This window comes from Sinobaca sp. TMA16-18, from assembly GCF_059510535.1.
This window is the reverse complement of sequence record NZ_JCAKFM010000003.1, coordinates 347272-371178: the sequence shown is the minus strand read 5'-3', so window position 1 is coordinate 371178 and position 23907 is coordinate 347272. Positions and strand designations below refer to the sequence as shown.

General features: G+C 45.5%; 19 protein-coding genes, 1 other RNA gene and 1 other annotated feature. Of the genes, 17 read left to right on the top strand and 3 right to left on the bottom strand.

All coding sequences use genetic code 11. The features are described from left to right. The first annotated feature begins 43 nt into the window (after positions 1-43). The 9 genes from secF to aspS all read left to right on the top strand — a co-directional run bounded on the left by secF (position 44) and on the right by aspS (position 11512). Entirely contained in the window at positions 44-910 is an 867-nt protein-coding gene (secF, locus tag AC5W14_RS08135) for a protein translocase subunit SecF (RefSeq protein ID WP_496058826.1), read from the top strand. Between the two features lie 72 nt (positions 911-982). After that, positions 983-1900, top strand: a complete 918-nt coding sequence (locus AC5W14_RS08130; RefSeq protein WP_496194092.1) for a cation diffusion facilitator family transporter — start codon at positions 983-985, stop codon at positions 1898-1900. Between the two features lie 11 nt (positions 1901-1911). Continuing rightward, positions 1912-2229: a LapA family protein gene (locus tag AC5W14_RS08125; RefSeq protein WP_496058824.1), complete on the top strand. Its 318-nt coding sequence runs from the start codon at positions 1912-1914 to the stop codon at positions 2227-2229. A 66-nt stretch (positions 2230-2295) separates the two neighbouring features. Next, the gene (gene recJ, locus AC5W14_RS08120; RefSeq protein WP_496194091.1) at positions 2296-4662 is read left to right on the top strand and encodes a single-stranded-DNA-specific exonuclease RecJ; all 2367 of its coding nucleotides are present in this window, start codon (positions 2296-2298) and stop codon (positions 4660-4662) included. Then, complete coding sequence (locus AC5W14_RS08115; protein ID WP_496058822.1) at positions 4652-5173, top strand: adenine phosphoribosyltransferase; 522 nt, start codon at positions 4652-4654, stop codon at positions 5171-5173. The genes recJ and AC5W14_RS08115 overlap by 11 nt, the downstream gene beginning before the upstream one ends. 263 nt (positions 5174-5436) lie before the next feature. After that, positions 5437-7614 (top strand): RelA/SpoT family protein, encoded by a 2178-nt coding sequence (locus AC5W14_RS08110; RefSeq protein ID WP_496058951.1) that lies wholly within the window; start codon positions 5437-5439, stop codon positions 7612-7614. Positions 7615-7645: 31 nt separating this feature from the next. Continuing rightward, the gene (gene dtd, locus AC5W14_RS08105) at positions 7646-8098 is read left to right on the top strand and encodes a D-aminoacyl-tRNA deacylase (protein WP_496058821.1); all 453 of its coding nucleotides are present in this window, start codon (positions 7646-7648) and stop codon (positions 8096-8098) included. A gap of 53 nt (positions 8099-8151) precedes the next feature. After that, positions 8152-8373, top strand: a binding site (T-box leader). Positions 8374-8445: 72 nt separating this feature from the next. Continuing rightward, the gene (gene hisS / locus AC5W14_RS08100) at positions 8446-9723 is read left to right on the top strand and encodes a histidine--tRNA ligase (RefSeq protein WP_496194090.1); all 1278 of its coding nucleotides are present in this window, start codon (positions 8446-8448) and stop codon (positions 9721-9723) included. 1 nt (position 9724) lies between these two features. Then, entirely contained in the window at positions 9725-11512 is a 1788-nt protein-coding gene (gene aspS / locus AC5W14_RS08095) for an aspartate--tRNA ligase (protein WP_496194089.1), read from the top strand. Between the two features lie 93 nt (positions 11513-11605). Here aspS and AC5W14_RS08090 read toward each other — a convergent pair whose 3' ends face one another. Next, positions 11606-11923: a hypothetical protein gene (locus tag AC5W14_RS08090; RefSeq protein WP_496058818.1), complete on the bottom strand. Its 318-nt coding sequence runs from the start codon at positions 11921-11923 to the stop codon at positions 11606-11608. Between the two features lie 150 nt (positions 11924-12073). Between AC5W14_RS08090 and ssrS the strand changes: the two genes are divergently transcribed. Both ssrS and AC5W14_RS08080 read left to right on the top strand, forming a co-directional pair. Beyond that, a non-coding RNA gene (gene ssrS / locus AC5W14_RS08085) (6S RNA) lies at positions 12074-12255 on the top strand. Positions 12256-12351: 96 nt separating this feature from the next. Next, positions 12352-14502 carry a cache domain-containing protein gene (locus tag AC5W14_RS08080; protein ID WP_496194088.1) on the top strand — a complete coding sequence of 717 codons (2151 nt, stop codon included), beginning with the start codon at positions 12352-12354 and terminating at the stop codon, positions 14500-14502. Between the two features lie 267 nt (positions 14503-14769). Here the strand turns inward: AC5W14_RS08080 and AC5W14_RS08075 are convergent, their stop codons facing one another. Then, a complete protein-coding gene (locus AC5W14_RS08075; RefSeq protein WP_496194087.1) occupies positions 14770-16041 on the bottom strand; it encodes a replication-associated recombination protein A in 1272 nt (423 codons plus the stop codon). Between the two features lie 186 nt (positions 16042-16227). Between AC5W14_RS08075 and AC5W14_RS08070 the strand changes: the two genes are divergently transcribed. From AC5W14_RS08070 to recD2, 6 genes are read left to right on the top strand one after another with little or no spacing between them, the layout of a single operon-like run. Next, positions 16228-16929 carry a YczE/YyaS/YitT family protein gene (locus AC5W14_RS08070; protein ID WP_496194086.1) on the top strand — a complete coding sequence of 234 codons (702 nt, stop codon included), beginning with the start codon at positions 16228-16230 and terminating at the stop codon, positions 16927-16929. Next, complete coding sequence (cymR, locus tag AC5W14_RS08065) at positions 16862-17281, top strand: cysteine metabolism transcriptional regulator CymR (RefSeq protein WP_120193466.1); 420 nt, start codon at positions 16862-16864, stop codon at positions 17279-17281. Before AC5W14_RS08070 ends, cymR begins: the two co-directional genes overlap by 68 nt. A gap of 22 nt (positions 17282-17303) precedes the next feature. Then, a complete protein-coding gene (locus tag AC5W14_RS08060) occupies positions 17304-18440 on the top strand; it encodes a cysteine desulfurase family protein (RefSeq protein ID WP_496194085.1) in 1137 nt (378 codons plus the stop codon). Positions 18441-18459: 19 nt separating this feature from the next. Beyond that, positions 18460-19578, top strand: a complete 1119-nt coding sequence (gene mnmA, locus AC5W14_RS08055; protein ID WP_496194084.1) for a tRNA 2-thiouridine(34) synthase MnmA — start codon at positions 18460-18462, stop codon at positions 19576-19578. Positions 19579-19634: 56 nt separating this feature from the next. Further along, positions 19635-20294, top strand: coding sequence for a tetratricopeptide repeat protein (locus AC5W14_RS08050; protein ID WP_496194083.1), 660 nt, complete (start codon positions 19635-19637; stop codon positions 20292-20294). 14 nt (positions 20295-20308) lie between these two features. Further along, a complete protein-coding gene (gene recD2 / locus AC5W14_RS08045) occupies positions 20309-22597 on the top strand; it encodes an SF1B family DNA helicase RecD2 (RefSeq protein ID WP_496058811.1) in 2289 nt (762 codons plus the stop codon). 28 nt (positions 22598-22625) lie between these two features. Here recD2 and AC5W14_RS08040 read toward each other — a convergent pair whose 3' ends face one another. Further along, on the bottom strand, positions 22626-23537 hold the full coding sequence (locus AC5W14_RS08040; RefSeq protein WP_496194082.1) for a proline dehydrogenase family protein: 912 nt from the start codon (positions 23535-23537) through the stop codon (positions 22626-22628). Positions 23538-23907: the final 370 nt, after the last annotated feature.

Here is a 23907-nt window from a genome sequence, read left to right as displayed (position 1 = left end):
ATTCGTCAAACACAGAAAAAAGTTTTTTATCATATCACTTGTAATGGCAGCTATAGGAATTGCCCTGCTGGTCACGATCCGTTTAAATCTCGGCATCGACTTTGAGAGCGGATCCCGGGTGGAAGTATCTTCAGGAGATCCGCTGACCGCAGAGCAGGTGCAGGAAGATTTTGCTGCTATTGGCGAAGGATACGAACCCGATGATATTACCCTTGCCGGAGATAATGGGGAAATCGCTCATGCCCGCTTTATAGGAGCTCTCGATCAAGGGGAAATCAGCGAGGTACAGACGTATTTTATTGATAACTATGGACAGGAACCGAATATCAGTACCGTGTCTCCTCAGGTAGGAGAAGAACTTGCCATGAATGCCCTGATTTCGGTACTCATCGCAGCGGTCGGAATCATTATTTATGTGACCATCCGTTTTCAATTCTTATATGCACTTGCGGCTATCGTCGCCCTGTTTCATGATGCTTTCTTCATTATCGTCGTATTTAGTGCGCTGCAGCTCGAAGTGAACGTACCGTTCATTGCAGCCGTTCTGACGATCGTCGGTTATTCCATCAACGATACGATCGTTACATTCGACCGGATCCGGGAGAATATGGCGAAAGAAGAAGAAGTTTCAACCTTTGAGCAGCTCTCTGCTGTGGTTGATAAAAGTTTAAATCAGACGCTGGGCCGTTCCATCAGCACGGTTCTTACCGTCGTATTTGCAGCAGTATCCCTTTATGTATTCGGCGGCGAGGCGATACGCTCGTTCTCCTTTGCCTTGATTATCGGGCTTATTGCGGGAACGTATTCCTCTTTATTCCTTGCCGCCCAGTTATGGGTATCGTGGAAATGGAAAAGCATTCAGAAGCAGCAGAAAAAAGAAGCACAGAAAGAAGCAGAACCAACGTTATAACGAAAAGGCCATGGTTTGTGCCATGGTTTTTTCTATCTTTTAAAACGGAAAATAGGTAACAAAGATAAAGGAATGATAGCGATGAACGACTTTCAGGAACATCGGTATAAAATGGTGCGTTTTGGAGCTATGGTTGGCATCTTTGGAAATATTATTTTAGCCATTATTAAATTTATCGTAGGTGTTATGGCCGACAGCCGTGCCCTTGTGGCCGATGCCGCTCATTCTGCGTCGGATGTGGTCGGATCAGTAGCGGTGCTGGTCGGGATCCGTGCAGCCAAGCTGCCTCCTGATGCTGATCACCCATACGGACACGGCAAAGCAGAAACGCTGACGGCGATTATTGTCGCTGTTCTGCTATTTGTGGTCGGGTTTGAAATAGGATTAAATGCGGTGAGAGACATATCAGAGCCTGTGGTCGTTCCAGGCAGTCTAGCCTTATATGCGGTCGTTTTTTCGATAATAGTAAAAGAAGGCATGTTCCGCTATAAATATAAGTTGGGTGTGAAATACAAAAGCGAAGCGATTATAACAGACGCCTGGCATCACCGCTCTGACGTCTTTTCCTCTAGTGCCGCTTTAATTGGGATAGGAGCTTCCATTGCAGGGGGTGCCTACAACATTAACTTTCTGACATACGGAGACCTTTTAGCGGGTTTATTTGTCTCCATATTGATTATGAGAATGGCCTGGAAGCTGGGGAAAGATTCTATTCATAATGTGCTTGACCATGTGCTTCATTCGGAAGATACCGTAGAGATGATAAAGAATGCGGAGCAGGTGGAGGGCGTGCTGCATGTGGATGAATTTTTTGCACGGGAGCATGGGCATTACGTTATAATTGATATAAAGATTGGTGTAGATCCGTATATCAGCGTAGAGGAGGGGCATGCGATCGGAAAACAGGTAAAGGAATCATTAATGACAATGGTGGAAGTGCAGGATGTATTCGTGCATGTGAATCCATTTGAGGAAAAGAAACCAGAATAGGAGAATGCGTGATGAAAACACAAACGATGTTTATTGTCAGTTTGATTTTAGCCATTGTTATTGCTGTTTTTGCAGTAATTAACGTTAATAGTGTAGAAGTGAACTACTTGTTCGGTACGGCAGAATGGCCGCTCATTCTTATCATACTTGGTTCGGTGTTAATAGGAGCCTTCATCGCAGGTTCCATCAACGCTGTTAAAATTTACGGACTTCGGACAGAATTAAAAAAATATAAAAATCGGACACCGGCCTCGGACTCTGCCGCTTCAGGAAGCAAAGGGTTCGGCCGCAGAAAAGACAAACAAACTACCGGAAAAAACAGGCCGTAAGCTGTAAATATAAGATTGTCACCCTTTCAACCCTTTAGTATAATAAACGGGTTGAGGGGTGTTTTAATGTTAAAATCCAAAATGAATTGGAAAACAGCTTCCTCTGTCAATGAGGAATGGAAAGTACTCGAAAAAAAAATGAACCTGTCTCCTCTCGCAGCAAAAGTATTATCTGCCAGAGGATTTTCCTCTGTAGAAGAGGCCGCCTCTTTTCTGGACACGAGCATGTCCAGGCTGCATGACCCATATTTATTGGATGGCATGGAGCGGGCGGTCTCCCGAATAAAACAGGCAATAGAGGATAAAGAAAAGATTTTGATTTTTGGTGATTATGATGCCGATGGGGTATCGAGCACGACGCTGATGGTACTTCTGCTTAAAGAAGCGGGAGCCGTATTCGGCTGGTATATTCCTAATCGTTTTACAGAAGGCTACGGCCCTAATATACCGGCAGTGGAACAGGCTGCAGCAGACGGGGCTTCTCTGATGATTACGGTAGATACCGGAATCAGTGCTAAAGAGGAAGTTGCCGCAGCCAATGCCCTTGGCATGGATGTTATTATTACCGATCACCACGAGCCGCCCCCGGAGCTGCCGGAAGCCTTTGCTATTATAAACCCTAAAAAACCAGGCTGCTCTTATCCGTTTAAAGAACTGGCCGGGGTTGGAGTGGCTTTTAAAGTAGCCCATGCCCTTCTCGGAGAGCTGCCGGAACATTATTTGGACCTGGTGACGCTCGGTACGATAAGCGACCTGGTGCCGCTTGTGGATGAAAATAGAAGCATGGTTAAAAAAGGGCTTCGTTCGCTTACTTCTTCCACAAGGCCTGGAATTGCCGCATTAAAGAAAGTGTGCGGCATTGACGCGGATACAATGCAGGAAGACCATATCGGATTTACGATGGGACCGCGTTTAAATGCAGCCGGCCGCATGGATTCTGCTGACCCGGCGGTTCATCTGCTCCTCTCTGAAAACGAAGAGGAGGCAGCTGAATGGGCCGGGCGCATCGATACATTGAATCAATCGAGAAAAAATATAGTGAAAGAGTTAACAGACACGGCCGTCAAGCAGGTGGAAGACAAAGGATATCATGAGAACGAAGTGATTATCACAGGAGGAGAAGGCTGGAATGAAGGCGTTATAGGGATTGTGGCTTCCCGCCTTGTCGAGACCTACCACCACCCGGTCATTGTATTATCCATTAACGGCGAAACGAAAACCGCTAAAGGATCGGCGCGGAGTATTGAAGGCTTTAATATGTTTGAGCAGTTATCCAAACAGCGTCCGCTTCTTGAGAAATTCGGAGGCCACGAAATGGCAGCCGGTCTTTCGATGAAGGTGGAGAACATCGAAGAGCTGCGTACCGAACTGTGCCGGCAGGCAGCCTCTGTCCTTGATCCTTCTGCCTATGTGCCTGCGGCTTCCATTGACCTGCAGGTACCGTTATCCGATATTACAGTGGCAGCGCTGGAAGATTTAAGCACACTCGCGCCATTCGGGATGGCAAACCCAAAGCCTGTATTTCTGCTTGAAGACGTGGAAATTACGGCCTTTAAAAAAATCGGCAGCGATAAAACCCATTTGAAACTTTCACTTGAACAGGCGGGGAGCCGGCTCGATGGAATTGCTTTTCAAAAGGGGCATTTAGCCGATCAGATGACGGTAACGGCCAATGCTTCTTTCATAGGGCAACTGACGATTAATGAATGGAACAATTTCCGCAAACCGCAGCTGATGATGCATGATATGGCGATCACTACATGCCAGGTTCATGACAAGCGCCAGCAAAAAGGATTAAAGCAGATGATACAAGCCCTTCCTGCCGGCACGGCGGCTGTCGTTTTTCAGGACAAAACCAAAGCGTTAATAGCAGATGACCTGCCGGATGGTTCTGCACTATATATGGCCCGTGAGCTGGAGAATCCTGTCGAAGAGAAATATACGGCTTTTATCGATATTCCAACGTCTCTTGAAGAATTAAACCAGGCGCTTCATCTCTGCCGCCGGACAGAGCATATGTATGCCTGTTTTTACACAGAAGAAGAAACCTATTTCCAACACGGAGGAACAAGAGAACATTTCAAGTGGTTTTACTCATTTTTAAATAAATACCAGTCATTTAATCTGGAAACGCTCAAACAAAAGTTAATTCAGCAGAAAGGCTGGAAGGCGGCAGATATTGATTTTATGACAAATGTCTTCACTGAACTTGGGTTTATCAGGCTGGAAGGCAGCAAGGTTGAGTTTTTAGGGTCCAGCGGAAAAAAGCCGTTAACCGAATCGACTGCATACAATCGCCGGGAACAGCTGAAGCAAATGGAGCAGGACCTGCTTTTTTCTACGTATAAGCAGTTGAAGGAACGGCTGCTTGGTGAACTGCTTTTGGAAAAACAAGACAATGAATTAAGAGAGAAGGTTAATCATGGATTATAAGAAATATATTACAGTCGTTGAGGATTACCCGAAAGACGGCATTCGCTTTAAAGACATTACGACTCTTATGCAGGACGGCCCGGCATACAAACAGGCGATTAACGAAATGAAAGAATTCGCGAAAGACAAAAGTATTGATGTGATTGTAGGACCTGAAGCAAGAGGATTTGTCGTTGGCTGCCCGATCGCCTACGCAATGGAAATCGGCTTTGTACCGGTTCGGAAAAAAGGCAAACTGCCCCGCGAAACCGTGGATATGGATTACGGGCTGGAATACGGGGAAGACCAGCTTTCCATCCATCAGGATTCCATCAAGCCGGGACAACGTGTGCTAATTACAGACGACCTGCTGGCTACCGGCGGCACCATTCATGCCACTGTAAAACTGGTAGAAGAGCTGGGCGGCATTGTAGCCGGCCTTGCCTTCTTAATTGAACTGGACTACCTGGATGGCCGGGACAAGCTGGCTGAGCTGGGAGAGTATGATATTTTTTCCTTAGTAACTTTTTAGCAGAAAATACTAATATTTTACAAAAAGCACTCCTAATATGGAGTGCTTTTTTTATTTCTTGAATAAAGTAGTGCAAACAAGGGCATGGTAGAGTTATACTTAACAGATTAGACCCAAATTTGCATGGAGTGTCTTTTTAGAAAAGGACAGACTTTTTGAGCCAATTAGAATAAGTCTAAAAACTTTACAGAAACGCAATTCTTACACATAATATAGAAAATAGAAAAAAACACGTTATGTAGAAAGGTGTGCAGGGTGATTCCATGACCATCGATGAAGTGTTGGAAAAAGCTCGACATTATTTATCCGAAAACCATGTCTCTTTTTTAGAAAAGGCGTATAAATATGCAGAAGAAGCTCACAAAGATCAATACAGAAAATCTGGAGAGCCATATATTCTCCATCCCATTCAAGTAGCAGGAATATTAGTAGACCTTGAAATGGACCCCAATACAGTTGCGGGTGCTTTTTTGCATGATGTGGTCGAAGATACAGAAGTAACAGTGGAAGACATTTCAGAGGCATTTAACGAAGAAGTAGCGATGCTTGTAGACGGCGTCACCAAATTAAAGAAAATCAAATACAAATCAAAAGAGGAACAGCAGGCGGAGAATCACCGGAAAATGGTCGTTGCGATGGCAAAGGATATCCGGGTTATCCTGATTAAGCTGGCAGACCGTCTGCACAACATGAGAACGTTAAAGCACCTGCCGCCTGATAAACAGCGCCGGATTTCCAATGAAACCCTGGAAATATTTGCGCCGCTTGCCCACCGCCTTGGTATTTCAAAGATCAAGTGGGAGCTTGAGGACACCGCTCTGCGTTATTTGGATCCACAGCAGTATTACCGGATTGTTAATCTGATGAAGCAGAAGCGCGCCGAGCGCGAGCAGTATATCGAAGAAGTAATCGGGGACATTAATCACAACCTTGATGACTTAAACATTAAAGCAGAGATGTACGGACGTCCGAAACATATTTACAGCATTTACCGAAAGATGGTTAAACAGAAAAAACAGTTTAACGAAATATATGACCTTCTCGCCGTGCGGATTATTGTGAAAAGCATACGGGACTGTTACGCCGTGCTTGGTATTATTCATACCTGCTGGAAACCGATGCCGGGACGGTTTAAAGACTATATTGCGATGCCGAAAGCAAACATGTACCAGTCTCTTCATACGACCGTTATTGGTCCAAAAGGAGAGCCGCTTGAAGTGCAGATACGTTCCACGGATATGCACCGTGTAGCTGAATTTGGTGTGGCAGCCCACTGGGCATACAAAGAAGGCAAAAGTGTTTCCGGAAAGCAGACGTTCGAGGATAAATTAACGTGGTTCCGGGAAATTATTGAATGGCAGAATGATGCCGATGATGCCCAGGACTTTATGGAATCCTTAAAAATGGATCTGTTCTCGGATATGGTGTTTGTATTCAGCCCGAAAGGGGACGTTATCGAACTGCCGAGAGGATCGGTGCCTATTGACTTTGCCTACCGGATCCATACGGAAATTGGAAACCGGACTATCGGGGCGAAGGTAAATGGAAAGATGGTGCCGCTGGATTATCAGCTTGATACCGGAGATATCGTAGAGATGCTTACATCCAAGCATTCCTACGGCCCAAGTCAGGACTGGCTGAAACTAACACAGAGTTCCCACGCCAAAAATAAAATCAAGCAGTTCTATAAAAAAGAACGTCGGGAAGAAAACGTTCAAAAAGGAAAAGAGCTTGTTGAAAAAGAATTAAAGTCTCAGGATTATGATCCAAAGCAGATTCTCACGGAAGAGAACAAAAATGAAGCGGCCGATAAATTCAGCTTTAGCGGAGAAGAAGATATGTTTGCGGCTGTCGGCTACAATGGAGTAAGCCCAAAACAGATCGTCACGAGACTGACAGATAAAATCCGCCACCAAAATGAACAGGACGAAAAACAGTCGGTAGCTGAAGCGGTGAAAACTATTAATACGAATCATCCTGTGAAAAAAACAAACGCAGGAGTACGTGTAAAAGGAGTAGATAACCTGCTCATCCGGTTATCCAAATGCTGCAGTCCTGTACCAGGTGACGACATTGTAGGTTTTATTACGAAGGGCCGCGGCGTATCGATTCACCGCAGGGACTGTGCAAACGTAGATAATGACGAAGCACGTCCACGCCTGCTTGAAGTAGAGTGGGAAGGCTCGGTCGAAACGAACAAAAACTACAATGTGGATATAGAAATTATCGGCTATGACAGACGCGGACTTTTGAATGAAGTACTGCACTGCGTAACGGAAGCAAAAACAAACATTAATGCTGTCAGCGGCCGCAGTGATAAAAACAAAATGGCGTTCATCGATATGAGCATATCCATTCACAACACCGGTCATCTGCAGAAAGTGGTAGATAAAATAAAAAAACTACCGGATATATATACGGTGCAGCGCGTTATGCATTAATACCGGTTTACAGAAAGGGTCCATTCCAGCGATGAAAGTTATTATTCAGCGTGTATCAGAAGGAGCCTGTTCCGTCGAAGGAGAGGTATCCGGCTCTATAACAGAAGGACTGGTTGTATTAGCAGGCTTCACCCACGGTGATACAAGCCGGGAAGTAGAATGGATGGCTGAAAAAATAGTCAACCTCCGCATTTTTGAAAATGCAGAGGGGAAATTCGATAAATCCCTGCTCGATATTTCGGGCGAAGTGCTCTCGATCTCGCAGTTTACGTTATACGGTGATGCTCAAAAAGGAAGACGGCCAAGCTTTACCGAAGCCGCCCGACCTGAAGATGCCAAGCCGCTTTATCATTTGTTCAATGAGGAACTCCGCAGCAAAAACGTAACAGTGGCAGAGGGAAGGTTCGGTGCGGATATGCAGGTATCGCTTACGAACAACGGCCCGGTAACCCTTACGTTGGAATCCCCTGAACCAAAGGAATAAAGCGCAGGTTCGTATTGACACAAAAGACAATTATTCGTATGATGGAATTCGATAGAAAACCAATGATGGAGAAAAGTATGTAAAGGTAAACGAGGCCAGAGAAGAGATGCCAAGGCTGGAAGCATTTCCGCTCGTTATTTACAGAAAGACACTCTTTAGGTGCTGCTTTGAAACGTGGAGAAGTAAAAGCAGCCGTACACAGGCGTTAACTGTCAAAGCGGGAGCTGTAAGGCTCTAACCAGGGTGGTACCACGGGAATAAATCCCGTCCCTCATATTTTTGAGGGGCGGGTTTTTTGTGTTTTTTTATAAGCCTGCAAAACAACTATTTTTAAAGGGAGTGGGGAAATGGCAGTTCAAATACCTAGAGGAACCCAGGATATACTTCCGGGAACGTCAGAAAAGTGGCAGTACGTAGAAAAAAGAATGCACGATTTATGCCGGGCTTTTAATTACTCGGAAATCCGCACTCCTATTTTTGAACAGACAGAACTATTTCAGCGGAGTGTAGGCGACACAACAGATATTGTCCAGAAGGAAATGTATACCTTTGAAGATAAAGGCGGACGCAGCATGACCCTTCGTCCGGAAGGTACAGCCTCGGTTGCCCGTTCTTATGTAGAAAACAAACGCTTCGGACTTCCGGATCAGCCGGATAAACTGTATTATATCGGTCCAATGTTCCGCTACGAACGTCCGCAGTCAGGACGGATGCGCCAGTTTGTCCAGTTTGGCGTCGAGGCGATTGGCAGTGATGATCCATCGATTGATGCAGAAGTGATTGCGCTTGCGATGGAGCTGTATTCATCCCTTGGATTAAAAGGATTGAAGCTGGTTATAAACAGCCTCGGAGATACAGAAAGCCGTGAGAACCATAAGCAGGCACTTATCGGCCACTTTAAACCGAGTATTGAGGAGTTCTGCAGTGACTGCCAGCAGCGTCTGGAGAAAAATCCACTACGTATTCTGGACTGCAAAAAAGATAAAAACCATCCTTTAATGGAAACCGCACCATCTATTCTGGATTATCTTAATGAAGACAGCCGCCGCTATTTTGAAAAAGTACAGGCTTTTCTCAGCCAGCTGGATATTTCGTACGAAATTGATCCGGGACTGGTCAGAGGGCTCGATTATTATAATAACACCGCTTTTGAGATCATGATCGAAGGCGAAGGGTTCGGCGCAATCACGACTCTGACAGGAGGCGGCCGTTACAATGGTTTAACCGAAGAGCTGGGGGGACCTGAAGCGCCGGGCATTGGCTTTGCGCTGAGTATTGAAAGGCTGCTGATGGCTCTTTCCGCCCAGAACGTAGACCTGCCGGTCGAAAAAGGACTGGACTGCTACGTCGTCACGATGGGAGAAAAAGCAGAAACGGAAGCAGTATCGATTTTGTGGTCGCTTCGCAGAAAAGGACTTCGTGTGGAAAAAGATTACATGAAGAAAAAAGTGAAAGCACAGTTTAAAGCAGCGGATCGAATGAATGCTGCATATACTGTCGTCATCGGTGACGATGAACTGCAGAGCGGAGAAGTCAGTATTAAAAAAATGAGCGATGGCAGCCAGGAAAAAACAGCCATCGCCGATCTGGCTGACTATTTAACTGATAAAATGGGGAGAGAATAACATGGGAAAAAGAACGCATTATGCAGGAGATATTACAGAACCGCTTATTGGAGAAAAAGTACGCCTGAAAGGCTGGGCCCAGACGAGAAGAGATCTCGGACAGGTTATTTTTATTGACCTGCGCGACCGCAGTGGTATCGTACAGATTGTCGCAAATCCGGAAATTTCCGCGGATGCACTGGAAACAGCAGACAGCGTGCGCAGTGAATACGTCCTGGAAATCTACGGGACAGTCGTGCAAAGAGACAAGGAAACATACAACGAGAAGATTCCTACCGGTACGGTGGAAATCCGGGTGGAACAGATCGATATTTTAAATACCTCCAAGCCGCTTCCTTTTCAAATTGACAGCAATCAGGAAATTTCGGAAGATGTCCGCCTGAAGTATCGTTATCTCGATCTAAGAAGAGAAGAAATGCGCGAAACGATTAAGCTGCGCAACCGGGTGACAAACATCATCCGTGATTATATGAATGATAATGAATTTATCGATATTGAAACACCAATGCTTACAAAAAGCACACCGGAAGGCGCGCGGGACTATTTGGTACCAAGCCGTGTTCATAAAGGAGAATTTTATGCCCTGCCCCAGTCTCCGCAATTGTTTAAACAGCTATTGATGGTGTCCGGCTTTGAAAGATATTATCAAATTGTACGCTGTTTTAGAGATGAAGACCTGCGGGCAGACCGCCAGCCGGAATTCACCCAGCTTGATATTGAAGCCTCTTTCCTGGAAACAGAAGAATTTCTTCCAATGATTGAAGAGCTGATGCAGAAAACTGTAAAAGAAGTGCTTGGCAAAGAGGTACAGACACCTTTTCCAAGAATGACATATGAGGATGCCATGAACCGCTACGGTTCTGATAAACCGGATACGAGATTTGGCCTGGAGCTTACAGAGCTGTCTCATATTGTAGGAAACAGCGATTTTAAAGTTTTCGCCCAGGCTGTGAAGAACGGCGGCATCGTAAAAGGCCTGAACGTAAAAGGGGCCGCTCCAAAGATGTCCCGCAAGGAAATTGACGAGCTGGCAGACTTTGCAGCCATTTACGGTGCAAAAGGACTGGCATGGCTGCGGGTAGAAGAAGATCAACTGCGCGGACCGATCGCGAAATTCTTTACGGAAGAGGAAATCGAACAAATTAAAACGGCAATGGACGCGGAGCCGGGAGATCTTCTCTTCTTTGGTGCAGACAAAAAAGAGGTTGTGTACGCAACGATGGGCGCGCTGCGGCTGAAATTCGGTAAAGATTTTCAGTTGATCGATGAGTCTAAATATAACTTCCTGTGGGTCACAGAATTTCCACTCGTTGAATACGATGATAACTCAAATCGTTACACTGCAATGCATCACCCGTTTACAAGTCCTCTAAAGGAGGATGCCCATAAGCTTGAGTCCGCACCGGAAGACGTAAGGGCAGAAGCATATGATATCGTCCTGAACGGATATGAGATCGGTGGGGGATCCCAGCGTATTTATAAAAAAGATATGCAGCAGAGTATGTTCAAGGCACTTGGCTTCAGTGAAGAAGAAGCGCAGGAGCAGTTTGGCTTCCTGCTGGATGCATTTGAATTCGGCACGCCGCCGCACGGAGGAATTGCTCTTGGACTGGACCGGTTCGTCATGATTCTTGCAGGCCGTGACAATCTGCGTGATACAATTGCATTTCCAAAAACAGCCAGTGCAAGTGATCCATTGACGGGTGCACCAGGTGCTGTAAGCGACCAGCAGTTAAAAGAACTGCATCTCAAGCTTGCGATTGCTAAAAAAGAAGAAAAGACAAAATAAGTTCCCTATTATAGAAAGGTTCCGATTATCATTACTCGATAATCGGAACCTTTGTTGTATAAAGAAGCCATTGTTTAGTAAATGAGAAGTTTTCTAAAGATGCTCCAGCTTATGAAACTCAGTGATAAATTCTTCCGGTGAGGAATGGATATGGAAGGTACGAATACCAAACACCGTGTGAATGTATAAAAACCCAATCTGTTCCTCAGACCAACGGTAGGAGAGATCAAAGATATCTTCGAGGTAGTAGGCATGATGCTCGCTTTCTATTCTGTCTTCATACAAACAAAGAGAAGATACATGTTTTACCCGTTTTTTTTCAAGCCATTCAATTTTTTGTTCGATAAAAATAGTATCCTGTTCTGCCAACGGCTGCGGTGTATCGTTTTCCCGAACGGAGGAATTGGTCAATATGATCTGCTCCCTTCTTTATCGTAAGTCTTTTATAAAGGTTAACATAAAGAAACCGGGAAGTTTAGTAATAACGAATCTCTTCTCAATATGCCGGGTAAGTATCTTGACCATTCGGGACCGGCATGCTATGATAAAATCACAAATCGAAGAGTCCTGAGGTGTACGTAGAACACTGTACGTTTTGAGCCAACACCTATACATCGGGAGCCTGATGTTTTCATCGAAAGTGCATGCCTCTGCGAAGTGGAAGCACGGACGGTGAAGCAGGGCACCCACCTGCGAGAGCAGGCTTCAAAACAAAGTTAGTTTAACGGCACTACGGGACTCTTCCTTAACTAACTACTACAAATGCTTACTCCGAAGGCTGTTACTTCGGAGTTTTTTATATGGAAAGCTTATTACTTAATAGATAGTGGGTGAAACACATGCGTACACTGCGGTCAAAATTATTGGTTTTCTTTGTAGCCATTACCAGCATCCCACTGCTGGTGATTGGTTTTGTTTCGCATGAAACCCAGGAAGCAGATTTATCCGACCGTATCGAGCAGACACTCATTTCATTTTCCTCCAATTTGTCTGTCTCTGTAGAAGGAATGATACGGGAGCGCCTGTCTGATCTTGATCAATTGGCGACCAGTCCTGTTATACGAAATCCGGATGCTTCTGAAGCCGAGCTGCAGGCCGAGTTTACCCGCTTTGTAGAATCTCAGGAAATGTATCACGGCATGGTGTTTACGAACAATGAAGGCATAATCGCTCATTCCACTGAAGACAATGCGGTCGGCCGGGATGTAAATGATGTGGCCTGGTATGAAGAAGCTAAAAATGGAGAACTTTATTTCTCTGACCTGTTTATGTCGAGAATACTAGAGCGGCCGATATTAGCAATGTCCGCGGGAGTAAAAGATGAGGACGGTAATGATATCGGTGTGATATCACCGGCATATGACCTCGTTTCGCTTGAAACGTTTATCTGGGACAGAATGAACCGGTTTACAGATGAGCAGGAACAGCTGGGAATGAATGGAGAGGCCTTTATTTTAAATGAAGAAGGGTACTATATCGCCCATCCGGACAGCAGTTATATTCTGGATCGTAATTTTGTCCGCGATGCAGAGCTGACTTTTGAAGAATTTGAACAGCTGGGAACTTCTCCTTCTTTAACGACAAGCAGGGAAGCAGAAACAGTCAGTACAATCGTTCCGATTGATCAGATGGAAGGTTTTAATAACCAGTGGTATGTAGGGATTTCAGTACCAGAAAGTGCTCTGTATGCTCCATTAAGAAGATTACTGTTTACATATGTAATATTATTCAGCGCTGTGCTCGTTATTACCGTTTTAGCTGCTATCGCGCTTTCGAGGTATATCGTACGGCCGTTGGAATCTCTTGTAACAGCCACACGGGATTTTGCCATTGGCAAACCTGTGCTCCCACTGCCGCCGGCTTCCTATTCAGAAGTAAATGAGCTGACTCAGACGTTTAATGTTATGACGGCAAGGCTGGAAGAACGGGAAAAAAGCCATAAAAAATCAACCTTAATTCTTGAGACGACCGATAATGGTGTTATTTCGATCAATAAAAGCGCCCGATCGGTTACTACATTTAACCATGCGGCAAGCTCGCTTTTTCAATTGAATAAAAACAATGTGCTTGCTTCCTCACTCGAGGAATTAAAAAAGCAAAGCGGGCTGTTCCGGGCGTTTATTGATCAAATAAACATGGAACTTGAAGAAGAGCATACAAAAGAAATAGAGCTCACCTTTGATGGTAAGACTTATTATTTTATTACGAGCGTAACGCTTCTGCCCAGGCTTGAAAATGCAGAACAGGTAGAAGATATTTTAATTGTTTTTAATGATGTGACCGATAACAGAGTGCTTGAAAAAGAGCTGGTCCGCAGCGAAAAGCTTCAGGCAGTAGGGAAGCTTGCATCGGGATTTGCTCATGAAATCCGCAATCCGCTTACGACGATAAAAGGATTTATTCAGTTGTTTAAAGAAAAATCAGAACAAAATGATGAGGAAGTTCAGCATTACCAGATTATCCTAAGCGAAATTGACCGGGTGAATGGAATTGTCCGTGACCTGCTGGGGATTGCAAGTCCGGAATATGACGAACGGACCATGCAGATCAATATGAACACTATTCTGCAGGATATTTTGTACCTTCATAAAGACCAGGCTCAGTCAAAAAACATAGAAATTCACACAGCTTTTCAAGATATCCCTGATATGAATGCCAATGAGAAAAAATTAAAACAGCTTTATTTAAATTTACTTCAAAATGCAATAGAAGCAGTTAAAGAGAACGGCAGAGTCAGTATAAGAACATATGAGTTTCTTAATAAATCCAACCATCCATGTATCGGGGTGGAGATCGAAGATACAGGAGTGGGGATGGATTCCCGCACCCTGTCGAAATTAGGCACGCCATTTTTTACTACAAAAGAGGAAGGAACAGGTCTTGGGCTGATGATCTGCTACCAGATCGTAAGTGAAATGGACGGAAATATTAAAGTGTTTTCTGCAGAAGGTAAAGGCACGCTGTTTCAACTATCATTTCCAATAGAATAAAAAAACACAAAAAACCGGAAGGGCCAGCCTTCCGGTTTTTTTAGCTTGTCGAGAAGCAGCTTCATTTAGCTTATCTAAAAAAGCGCCGTTTCTTTAAGAAAGGCTGCTTAGAAATACAAAGAATGAATCAGGCGGTAACTCCAGCAGAACAGCCAGGGGTGAATCTAAAGAGGTTGATCTTTTCCTCTGCAGCTGAGGTATGGCCTGCGGAAAGCGCCGCCTATACATTTTTTTACCTGTTTTATTGAAGCAGCATTTGCAGGACCATCAACGTTTTGTCATTTTTTTATGTCCTTCAGCTAAAGCATGTTCGAATTTATTATGTTTTTTTGCTTCGTAGTATACGTCTTTTTTCACAGCATCGGGAAGATACTGCTGAGCCAGCCAGCCGCCGGGTTCATTGTGCGGGTATTTGTATGCCACGCCTCTGTTTAAACTGGCAGCTCCCTTATAATGAGAGTCTTTTAAGTGCTTCGGTATGTCGGGGGTCCCGTGTTTTAGAAGAGACTCCCGGGCTTTATCGATCGCTTTATAGGCGCTGTTGGATTTAGGAGAGAGGCAGAGCTCCACGACAACGTTTGCCAGGGGAATGCGTGCTTCCGGAAAGCCCAGTCTTTCTGCAGCTTCCACCGCAGCGACCGCTCGGACACCGGCCTGAGGGTTGGCAAGCCCAATGTCTTCGTAGGCTGTGACGATAAGTCTTCTGCTGATGCTTATTAAATCCCCTGCTTCAATAAGCCTCGCCAGATAATGAAGAGCGGCATCGGGATCGCTTCCCCGGATCGATTTTTGAAAAGCAGAAAGCACGTCATAATGGGCGTCTCCGTCTTTATCATGCTGAAAGCGATTATGCTGTATACATTCTTCTGCTGTTTCTTTAGTAATGACCGCAGGCTGATCTGAAGAAGGACTCGACAACACGGCAATTTCAAGTGCATTTAAAGCAGCACGGGCATCACCTCCGCAGGCGTAAGCAAGATGTTCCGCCGCTTCATCAGACAGAACGGCGGAAAAGGAACCAAGCCCTCTTTCTTCATCGTCCATGGCGGCAAACAAAAGCTTTTTTATATCTTCGTGTTCCAGGCGGTGCAGTTCAAAAATCTGGCATCTGCTCCGAATGGCAGGGTTAATGGAATGATACGGATTGGCGGTCGTGGCACCAATCATTGTAATCAGTCCTTTTTCGAGGTGGGGAAGCAGAAAATCCTGTTTTGTTTTATCTAGACGATGGACTTCATCCATAATCACGATCAAGTGATTGGATATTTTTGCTTCTGCGACGGCTATTTCCATATCTTTCTTATTGTGGACAACCGCATTCAGCATTTTAAACGGGGTGTCGGTGCTTCCCGCAATAGCCGAAGCGATAGACGTTTTTCCAGTGCCGGGAGGGCCGTATAGTATCAAGGAAGTTAGTCTTTTAGCGGTTATCATCCGTTTTAGCAGTTTGCCTTCTTCGAGCAAGTGCTGCTGCCCTGCAATTTCTTCTATTGTTCTCGGCCTCATTCGGTAAGCCAGCGGCTGCTGTTTGTTTTTCATAAAATCCTCCATCTTGCAGCATGCCTGAAAAGGCGCCTTATGCTGCATCATATATACAGCCTTTATTATAGAGAGGCAAAGGGCAGAAGTAAATAAACGGACATAGAGCACTCTTATGCAAATAAGGGGGCTTTCATGCTATAATAGCGTAGACTTCAGTGTGAATCGGTTGAAAGAAGGTCTTTGATGGTAAAACTGTATACAAAACGCGAGCATCTTTTCATACGGTGGCTCATTTTTATGATAGGATTGGTCATTGTGTCATTTGGCATTGCGCTGATGATCCGTGCTGATCTGGGAAGTGCTCCGTGGGATGTTCTTCATATTGGCCTGCGGGATCAATTTGGCCTGACGGTAGGAACGTGGAGCATTATAATCGGCATTATTGTGATTATTGTGACTTCCCTTCTGCAGAAAGAAAAACCGCAGGCAGGCGGAATTGTGAATATGTTCTTAATTGGAGTATTTATTGATATATTTCTTCTTCTTATCGGGACACCGTCTCTCCTGATTGTTCAAATAGCAATGCTTTTGGCCGGAATTATTATTATCGGCTATGGAATAGGCCTGTATATCGCGCCGGAAGTCGGCGCAGGTCCCCGGGACAGTTTGATGATTGCATTGCATGAACGAACAGGATGGAAAATCTCGAGAGTGAGAATTATGATGGAAACAGTAGTGCTGGCCGCAGGCTGGGCTTTAGGCGGGCCTGTTTTTGTCGGCACGATTCTTTTTTGCCTCGGCATCGGGCAGGTAGTAGGATTTGCTATGCCTCAAACGTCGAAGCTTGTGCATTATTTGATTGAAAGAGGTGGCAGACATGAAAATTTCAACAAAAGGACGCTACGGCCTTACCATAATGATGGCATTGGCAAAAAAACACGGTGAAGGACCGACGTCATTAAAATCCATAGCGCGTGAACATGAACTTTCTGAGCATTATTTAGAACAGCTTATTGCCCCGCTCCGAAACGCAATGCTCGTAAAGAGTGTACGTGGAGCTTACGGCGGCTATATGCTGACGAAGGAACCTTCCGAAATTACAGCAGGTGATATCATCCGCGTACTGGAAGGCCCAATAAGCCCGGTGGAAGTTCTCGAGGACGAAGAGCCGGTAAAGCGGGCACTATGGATAAAAATAAGAGACGCCGTAAAAGACGTTCTCGATAACACAACCCTTGAGTATTTAGCGAATTATAAAGAAGAAGGCGACATGCAGGATTATATGTTCTACATTTAAACTATGCGAGGAGGGGGCGGAAGTGGCCTCAGCCATTTATTTGGATCATGCGGCGACGACGCCCATGCTTCCGGAAGTAATTGAAACAATCACGAAAAGTATGTACGATTCCTACGGTAACGCCTCAAGCATTCATCGAATAGGAAGAGACGCAAGAAAGCTGCTCGATGATGCGAGAAGCAGACTGGCGGAAACGATTCATGCCGACGCTGCAAGCATCATTTTCACGAGCGGCGGAACCGAAGCAAACAACCTGGCGCTTACCGGATATGCCCGTGCGAATAAGGGAAAAGGACAGCATATTATTACGAGTGCTGTTGAACACCATGCGATACTGCATCCTCTTGAAAAGCTTCAGGAAGAAGGGTTTGAGGTTACGTTTCTACCTGTGGATCATACAGGTGCAGTATCTTTGGAGCAGTTTAAAGCAGCGTTTCGGGAAGACACCATTTTAGTGAGCATTATGCACAGTAATAATGAAACGGGTGTATTACAGCCTGTTGAAGAGATAGCAGCAGTAGTGCAAAATACGCAGGCGGCAATGCATACTGATGCGGTACAGTCATTTGGGCTGTCCAATCTGGATGTAGAAACGCTGGGTGTGGATATGCTTTCAGTTTCCGCGCATAAGATTAATGGACCCAAAGGCACAGGATTTTTATATGTCCGACGCGGCATCCAGCTGGAGCCGATCCATTCAGGCGGGGAACAGGAACGGAAAAAACGAGCGGGAACAGAAAACGTGCCGGCCGCTGCAGGATTTGCCAAAGCAGCAGAAGAGAAAGCGACGTGTCGTGAACAAACAGCCGCAGACCTGTCAGCTTTAAAAAAACACTTTTTAAGCCGTCTTGAAGAAGAAGCGGTTTCTTTTGCCGTTAATGGGGACGTAACCGGGTCCCAGCCGCATATACTGAATATTTTTCTTCCAGGCGTGCAGATGGAATCCTTTTTAGTGCAGCTGGATATGGAAGGCATATACGCTTCCAGCGGCTCAGCCTGCACGGCAGGTTCGATGCAGCCCTCCCATGTAATAGAAGCTATGTATCCAGGGGAAGAAAGAGCCTATTCCTCGATACGATTCAGCTTTGGAACGAGCAATACAATGGAAGATATCGATAAAACAACAGCGGTCATTAGGAAAATAACAAAGCGCTTATAGAAGCGGAAGGGAGAAAAAAATGGCAGTAACACAAAAAGACCGGGCAGATACGAGAGTAGTCGTGGGTATGTCCGGGGGCGTTGATTCTTCAGTCACCGCCGCCCTTCTAAAAGAGGAGGGCTATGAAGTAATCGGCATTTTTATGAAAAACTGGGATGATACCGACGACAGCGGATTCTGTACCGCAACAGAGGATTTTGATGATGTAGTAAAAGTCTGCAATCAACTGGACATTCCTTATTATGCGGTTAATTTTGAAAAGAAATACTGGGACCTTGTCTTTACGTATTTTTTAGATGAATACCGGGCGGGAAGGACGCCGAATCCTGATGTAATGTGCAATAAAGAAATTAAATTCCAGGCATTTTTGCAGCACGCGCTGTCGCTTGGTGCTGACTACCTGGCTACCGGACATTACGCTCAAGTAGAAACAGATAGTAACGGAAATGTCACCATGAAGCGCGGGGTCGACAACAATAAAGACCAGACGTATTTTTTAAATCAGCTGAGCCAGTCACAGATTGAGCAGGTTATGTTTCCGCTTGGAGGCATGAGCAAGCAGAAAGTCCGCGAAATTGCTGAAGAAAAAGGGCTGGCTACCGCTAAAAAGAAAGACAGCACAGGCATCTGCTTTATCGGCGAAAGAAACTTCAAAGACTTTCTTCAGTCTTTTCTTCCCGCACAGCCGGGTTCAATGGTTACCGTCGACGGGGAAGTGAAAGGCGCCCACGACGGCTTGATGTATTATACGCTCGGCCAGCGCCAGGGGCTTGGCATCGGCGGAGCCGGTGAGCCTTGGTTTGTTATCCGTAAAGATCTTGAAAGCAATAACCTCATTGTAGGACAGGGCTATCATCATGATGGTCTTTACAGCGACGAACTGGAAGCATCCGGGTTGAACTGGATCAATAAGGTGTACACAGAGCCATTTGACTGTACGGCAAAATTCAGGTACCGTCAGCCGGATCAGGCAGTAACGGTCTATCCATCCGCAGACGGAGGAGCCCGGGTCGTGTTTCATGAGCCGCAGCGCGCGGTAACTCCCGGCCAGTCTGTCGTGTTTTATGACGGTGATATCTGCCTTGGCGGAGCAACAATTGAATATGCAGTCAAAAAAGAGGAGAGCGTTGAGGTATAAAACGTTGTCCTCTTTTCCCTCTATTATGCGAACCAACACAAAAGGAGATTTTTTACATGGATACTAATCAACAGGCCCTGCAGGAATTACAAGAAGGAAACATGGAAGAAGCAGCCAGACTATTAAATCAGGCGATTGAAGAAGAGCCGGATAACCCGGTTGCGTATATTAATTTTGGAAACCTGCTTGCCGAACTGGGAGAAGCAGAAAAGGCGCTGCGCTTTTTTGAAAAAGGAATAGAGCTGGACAGCAGTGCAGCCGCTGCTTACTACGGAGCAGGCAATGTCTTGTTTAATGAAGATAAGTTTGCGGAAGCACTTACTATGTACCAGCAGGCCCATAAAGCCGGGCTGGACGACAGCAGTCTTCATTATATGCTGGGTATGGCGTATTTCCAGTCCGGCCGCGTGCCTCATGCGATGGCCTCATTTAAACGGGCGGTAGAGCTGAATGGTGAAGATACGGAAGCCCGGTTTTATTATGCGATGAGTATGGCCCAGAATGGAATGGTGGAAGAGGCAGTCACAGAGTTTCACATTGTAACAGAGCAGGATCCGGAGCATGCAGATGCTTACTTTAATTTAGGAGTAGGATATCTCCATACAAAAGGGGCAGCGGAGGCGCTTCCTTATTTTGATCAGGCAATTGAGATAGAGCCGGATCATATGCTTGCCCATAACGGAAAAAAAGAGGCAGCTAAGCTATTAAATGAGTAACGGGGGAATATGCGATGAATGATCATTATCCGGAAGCCTATGCCTCCTCTTATATTACAGGCTCTGTCCTTCACATTATTTTCCGGAATGAAGAAAATGGATATACTGTTTTAGTAATCAAAGTAAAAAAGTCAGAGCCAAAGCTCGATGAAAAGAAAATGAGCATTGTCGGTTATTTTCCGGAAATTGACAGCGAAGAAACCTATCGTTTTGAAGGAGCCTATAAAGAACACCCCCGGTTTGGCAGGCAGTATGTTGTTCAATCCTATGAAAAGCTGGTCCCGACGGAAAAAGAAGCATTGATCGGTTATTTATCGAGTGACCGTTTTCCGGGAATTGGGGAGAAAACGGCGGATAAATTAGTTCAGGCGTATGGAGAAAACGTTATTTCCCATGTACTGGACGATCCGGACCGTTTAAAAGAAATTGTCGGCTGGAACGAAGAAAAGCGAAACAAAGTATATCAGGCGATGCTGGAAAATCAGGGGATGGAAAGAGCGATTACCCGTCTTACCCGGCTTGGATTCGGTATGGAGCTTGCCGTGAAAATTTACAATTCCTATAAAGAACAGACGCTCCATATTATTGAGTCTTCCCCGTATCAGCTTGTCTGGGACATTCAGGGCATTGGTTTTGTAAAAGCCGACCGTCTCGGTAAAAGCCTGGGAATTAAGCATGACGACTTAGAAAGAGTAAAAGCAGGCATTTTATACTTACTGTATGAAAAAACCATGCAGGAAGGCCACGTGTATGTGCCTGCGCTGGACCTGCTTGAAGAAGCGGGAGAGCTTCTGAAAGAAAGGCAGCCGATGGAAGCCGAGCTGTTGACAGAAGGGCTGCAGGTATTGGAACAGGAAGAAAAAGTAAGCCGGGAAGATCAATTTGTCTATGTCTCTTCTTTGTACTATGCAGAAAAAGGCTTTGCAGCAAAAGTACGGCGGATGGCGGATTCTGCAGAGCTTGAAGAAACGTTTCCCGAGTCGGAATTTCTCGAAGCGCTTGGGGAGACGGAGGAAAAGTACAACATTGAATATGCTGAACAGCAGAAGGAAGCGATAAAGCAGGCAATCCATTCTAAAATTATGATTCTGACCGGCGGACCGGGTACCGGAAAAACGACGGTTATCCGTGCTATTGTGGAAGTGTTTGCTTCGCTGCACGGCTTTCCGCTCGATCCGAAAGAGTACAAAAAAGACGAAGCCTATCCTATCGTACTAGCTGCACCTACAGGGCGCGCAGCCAAACGGATGAAGGATTCTACAGGTCTTGCCGCGTCTACTATCCATAAGCTTCTCGGTTTTAACGGCGAGGAAGGAATGGACATTGAAGCGCGGGAGGAAGATTTATACCTGCCCGGCAAGCTGTTAATCATTGACGAAGTATCGATGGTGGACATGTGGCTTGCCAACCAGCTGTTCCGTGCCGTGCCGGACGATATGCAGGTGATTCTCGTCGGAGATGAAGACCAGCTCCCATCTGTCGGGCCGGGGCAGGTGCTGACTGACCTGATTGAATCGAACAAGCTGCCGGTCGTTTCCTTATCTGTCGTATACAGGCAGGCAGAAGGGTCTTCTATTATTGACCTGGCCCACGCAATTAAAGCCGGCGGCCTTCCGGAAGATATCAAAGGAAAATATCCGGACAGGCGGTTTTTCCCATGTTCGAAAACACAGACGGCTGAATTAATTGTAAAAGTGTGCGACGGCGCTGTGAAAAAAGGCTACGATCCAATGGACATCCAGGTGCTTGCTCCGATGTACCGGGGCCCGGCCGGTGTACATGAATTAAACAAACAGCTTCAGCACTTGTTTAACCCGCTTTCCCAAAAGAAAAAAACAGTGAGTTTTGGAGAAGTGACCTATCAGAAAGACGATATTGTGCTTCAGCTCGTTAACAACCCGGAACAGGGTGTGTTTAATGGGGACCGCGGGAGAATTGAAGCTATTTTTGAAGCAAAAGAAACAGCAGACAAACAAATGCAGGTAATTATTACGTTCGATAATAAAGAAGTCACCTATTCGCGTCAGGACTTGAATCAAATTATGCTTGCCTACTGTTCATCGATTCACAAGTCTCAAGGAAGCGAGTTTCCGATCGTCGTTGTGCCTATGCTGATGGCGTACCGCAGAATGCTGAGGCGCAACCTGGTCTATACGGCGATTACGAGAGCGAAGGATTACTTAATACTCTGCGGAGAGTATGAAGCGTTGGAGCTTGCCGTGCAGACCGAGCATAAAGATACACGCTATACGAGGCTGAAAGAAAAACTCGAAGAACCCACAGATGAAAAGATCAATAAATAAGCAGACACCCAGGAGGGCGCCTGCTTATTTATTTGGAAAACATTCCTTTGAAAGCAAAAGAGACATTCTGCGGCCTTTCGGCAAGGCGGCGCATGAAGTAGCCGTACCAGTCATCTCCAAACGGTACGTAGGTTCTGAATTTGTAGCCGTCCCGGGCAAGAGCCTCCTGCATATCGGTACGAAAGCCATACAACATTTGGAATTCAAACTGGTCGATGGGAATACAGGCTTTGGCCGTAAAGGCCTGAACGGATTCGATAATCCGGTGGTCATGCGTAGCAATAGCCGTGTAGCTGCCGTTCGTTAGATGCTGTTTAATAATATTCAGGAAGTTGGCGTCAATCTGTTTTTTATCCTGCCAGGCAACTGCGGGGCTCTCCTTGTAGGCGCCTTTTACCAACCGAAGCGGAACGCCTTTTAAATCGGCAATGTCATCTGAAGCGCGGTATAAATATGCCTGAATGACCGTTCCAACGTTATCATATTCTTTCCTCAGTTCTTTAAGTATATCCAGGGTGAGCTGATAATGAGTATAATCTTCCATATCAATGCGCACAAAAAGCTGCAGGGATCTGGCTTTTTCCACTATGTCTTTCATGAATCGAAGGCAGAGCTCCCGGTCAATATCAAGACCGATCTGTGTTAGTTTCAGTGAAAGGTTGCAATCCGCTCTGTAACGGTGAATTGCCTCAAGCGTTCGCAGAGCATGCTCGGCAGCTTCTTTGGCCTCCTGCTCTTTGGATACAAATTCCCCGAGGTGATCAACAGTCGCAAGCAAGCCTTTGCTGTTCAGGGACTGTACTGTTTTCATTGCACTGTCAATCGATTCTCCGGCAACTACTTTGGCCGCTCCCAGATTAAAGCCCCAGCGTTTGGCACTTTTATTTAGTGTTTTATTTTTTGATAAAAACAAAAAGAAGTTCCGCGAAGTTTTCTGCATAGCCTTCTCCTTTCATTTGGAAAAGCAGTCAGGTCTGTGTCGGCAGTATCTCGAACAAAGAAATATATACTGCCAAAAAGAGTAAAAGGTATGCAGAGATGCATTCCTTTTTACGGGGATTGTTTACATTATCGTAGCATGAAAGACATAGATGTAAAGAGGAATAAAGAAGAGAAAAATAGGAAAGATATTTGACAGAAAGGGAAATATTCGATATAAAAGAAAAGAGAATAAAGATAACACGTTGAAGGAAAAAGTACGTTTTCCACCCAGTACAGAGACTGTTTAGAATGCTGAGATAAACAGAGGGCGCAGGAAGGCGGAAAGCTGGTCCAGAGTGCACGGTAATGCGTGCCGCTTCGCTGCGTTA

Bases quoted from the DNA above. Each gene is read 5' to 3' on its own strand.
- secF (WP_496058826.1), top strand. From the start codon at position 44: ATGGCAGCTATAGGAATTGCCCTGCTGGTCACGATCCGTTTAAATCTC.
- AC5W14_RS08130 (WP_496194092.1), top strand. From the start codon at position 983: ATGATAGCGATGAACGACTTTCAGGAACATCGGTATAAAATGGTGCGT.
- AC5W14_RS08125 (WP_496058824.1), top strand. From the start codon at position 1,912: ATGAAAACACAAACGATGTTTATTGTCAGTTTGATTTTAGCCATTGTT.
- recJ (WP_496194091.1), top strand. From the start codon at position 2,296: ATGTTAAAATCCAAAATGAATTGGAAAACAGCTTCCTCTGTCAATGAG.
- AC5W14_RS08115 (WP_496058822.1), top strand. From the start codon at position 4,652: ATGGATTATAAGAAATATATTACAGTCGTTGAGGATTACCCGAAAGAC.
- AC5W14_RS08110 (WP_496058951.1), top strand. From the start codon at position 5,437: ATGACCATCGATGAAGTGTTGGAAAAAGCTCGACATTATTTATCCGAA.
- dtd (WP_496058821.1), top strand. From the start codon at position 7,646: ATGAAAGTTATTATTCAGCGTGTATCAGAAGGAGCCTGTTCCGTCGAA.
- hisS (WP_496194090.1), top strand. From the start codon at position 8,446: ATGGCAGTTCAAATACCTAGAGGAACCCAGGATATACTTCCGGGAACG.
- aspS (WP_496194089.1), top strand. From the start codon at position 9,725: ATGGGAAAAAGAACGCATTATGCAGGAGATATTACAGAACCGCTTATT.
- AC5W14_RS08080 (WP_496194088.1), top strand. From the start codon at position 12,352: ATGCGTACACTGCGGTCAAAATTATTGGTTTTCTTTGTAGCCATTACC.
- AC5W14_RS08075 (WP_496194087.1), bottom strand. From the start codon at position 16,041: ATGAAAAACAAACAGCAGCCGCTGGCTTACCGAATGAGGCCGAGAACA.
- AC5W14_RS08070 (WP_496194086.1), top strand. From the start codon at position 16,228: ATGGTAAAACTGTATACAAAACGCGAGCATCTTTTCATACGGTGGCTC.
- cymR (WP_120193466.1), top strand. From the start codon at position 16,862: ATGAAAATTTCAACAAAAGGACGCTACGGCCTTACCATAATGATGGCA.
- mnmA (WP_496194084.1), top strand. From the start codon at position 18,460: ATGGCAGTAACACAAAAAGACCGGGCAGATACGAGAGTAGTCGTGGGT.
- AC5W14_RS08050 (WP_496194083.1), top strand. From the start codon at position 19,635: ATGGATACTAATCAACAGGCCCTGCAGGAATTACAAGAAGGAAACATG.
- recD2 (WP_496058811.1), top strand. From the start codon at position 20,309: ATGAATGATCATTATCCGGAAGCCTATGCCTCCTCTTATATTACAGGC.
- AC5W14_RS08040 (WP_496194082.1), bottom strand. From the start codon at position 23,537: ATGCAGAAAACTTCGCGGAACTTCTTTTTGTTTTTATCAAAAAATAAA.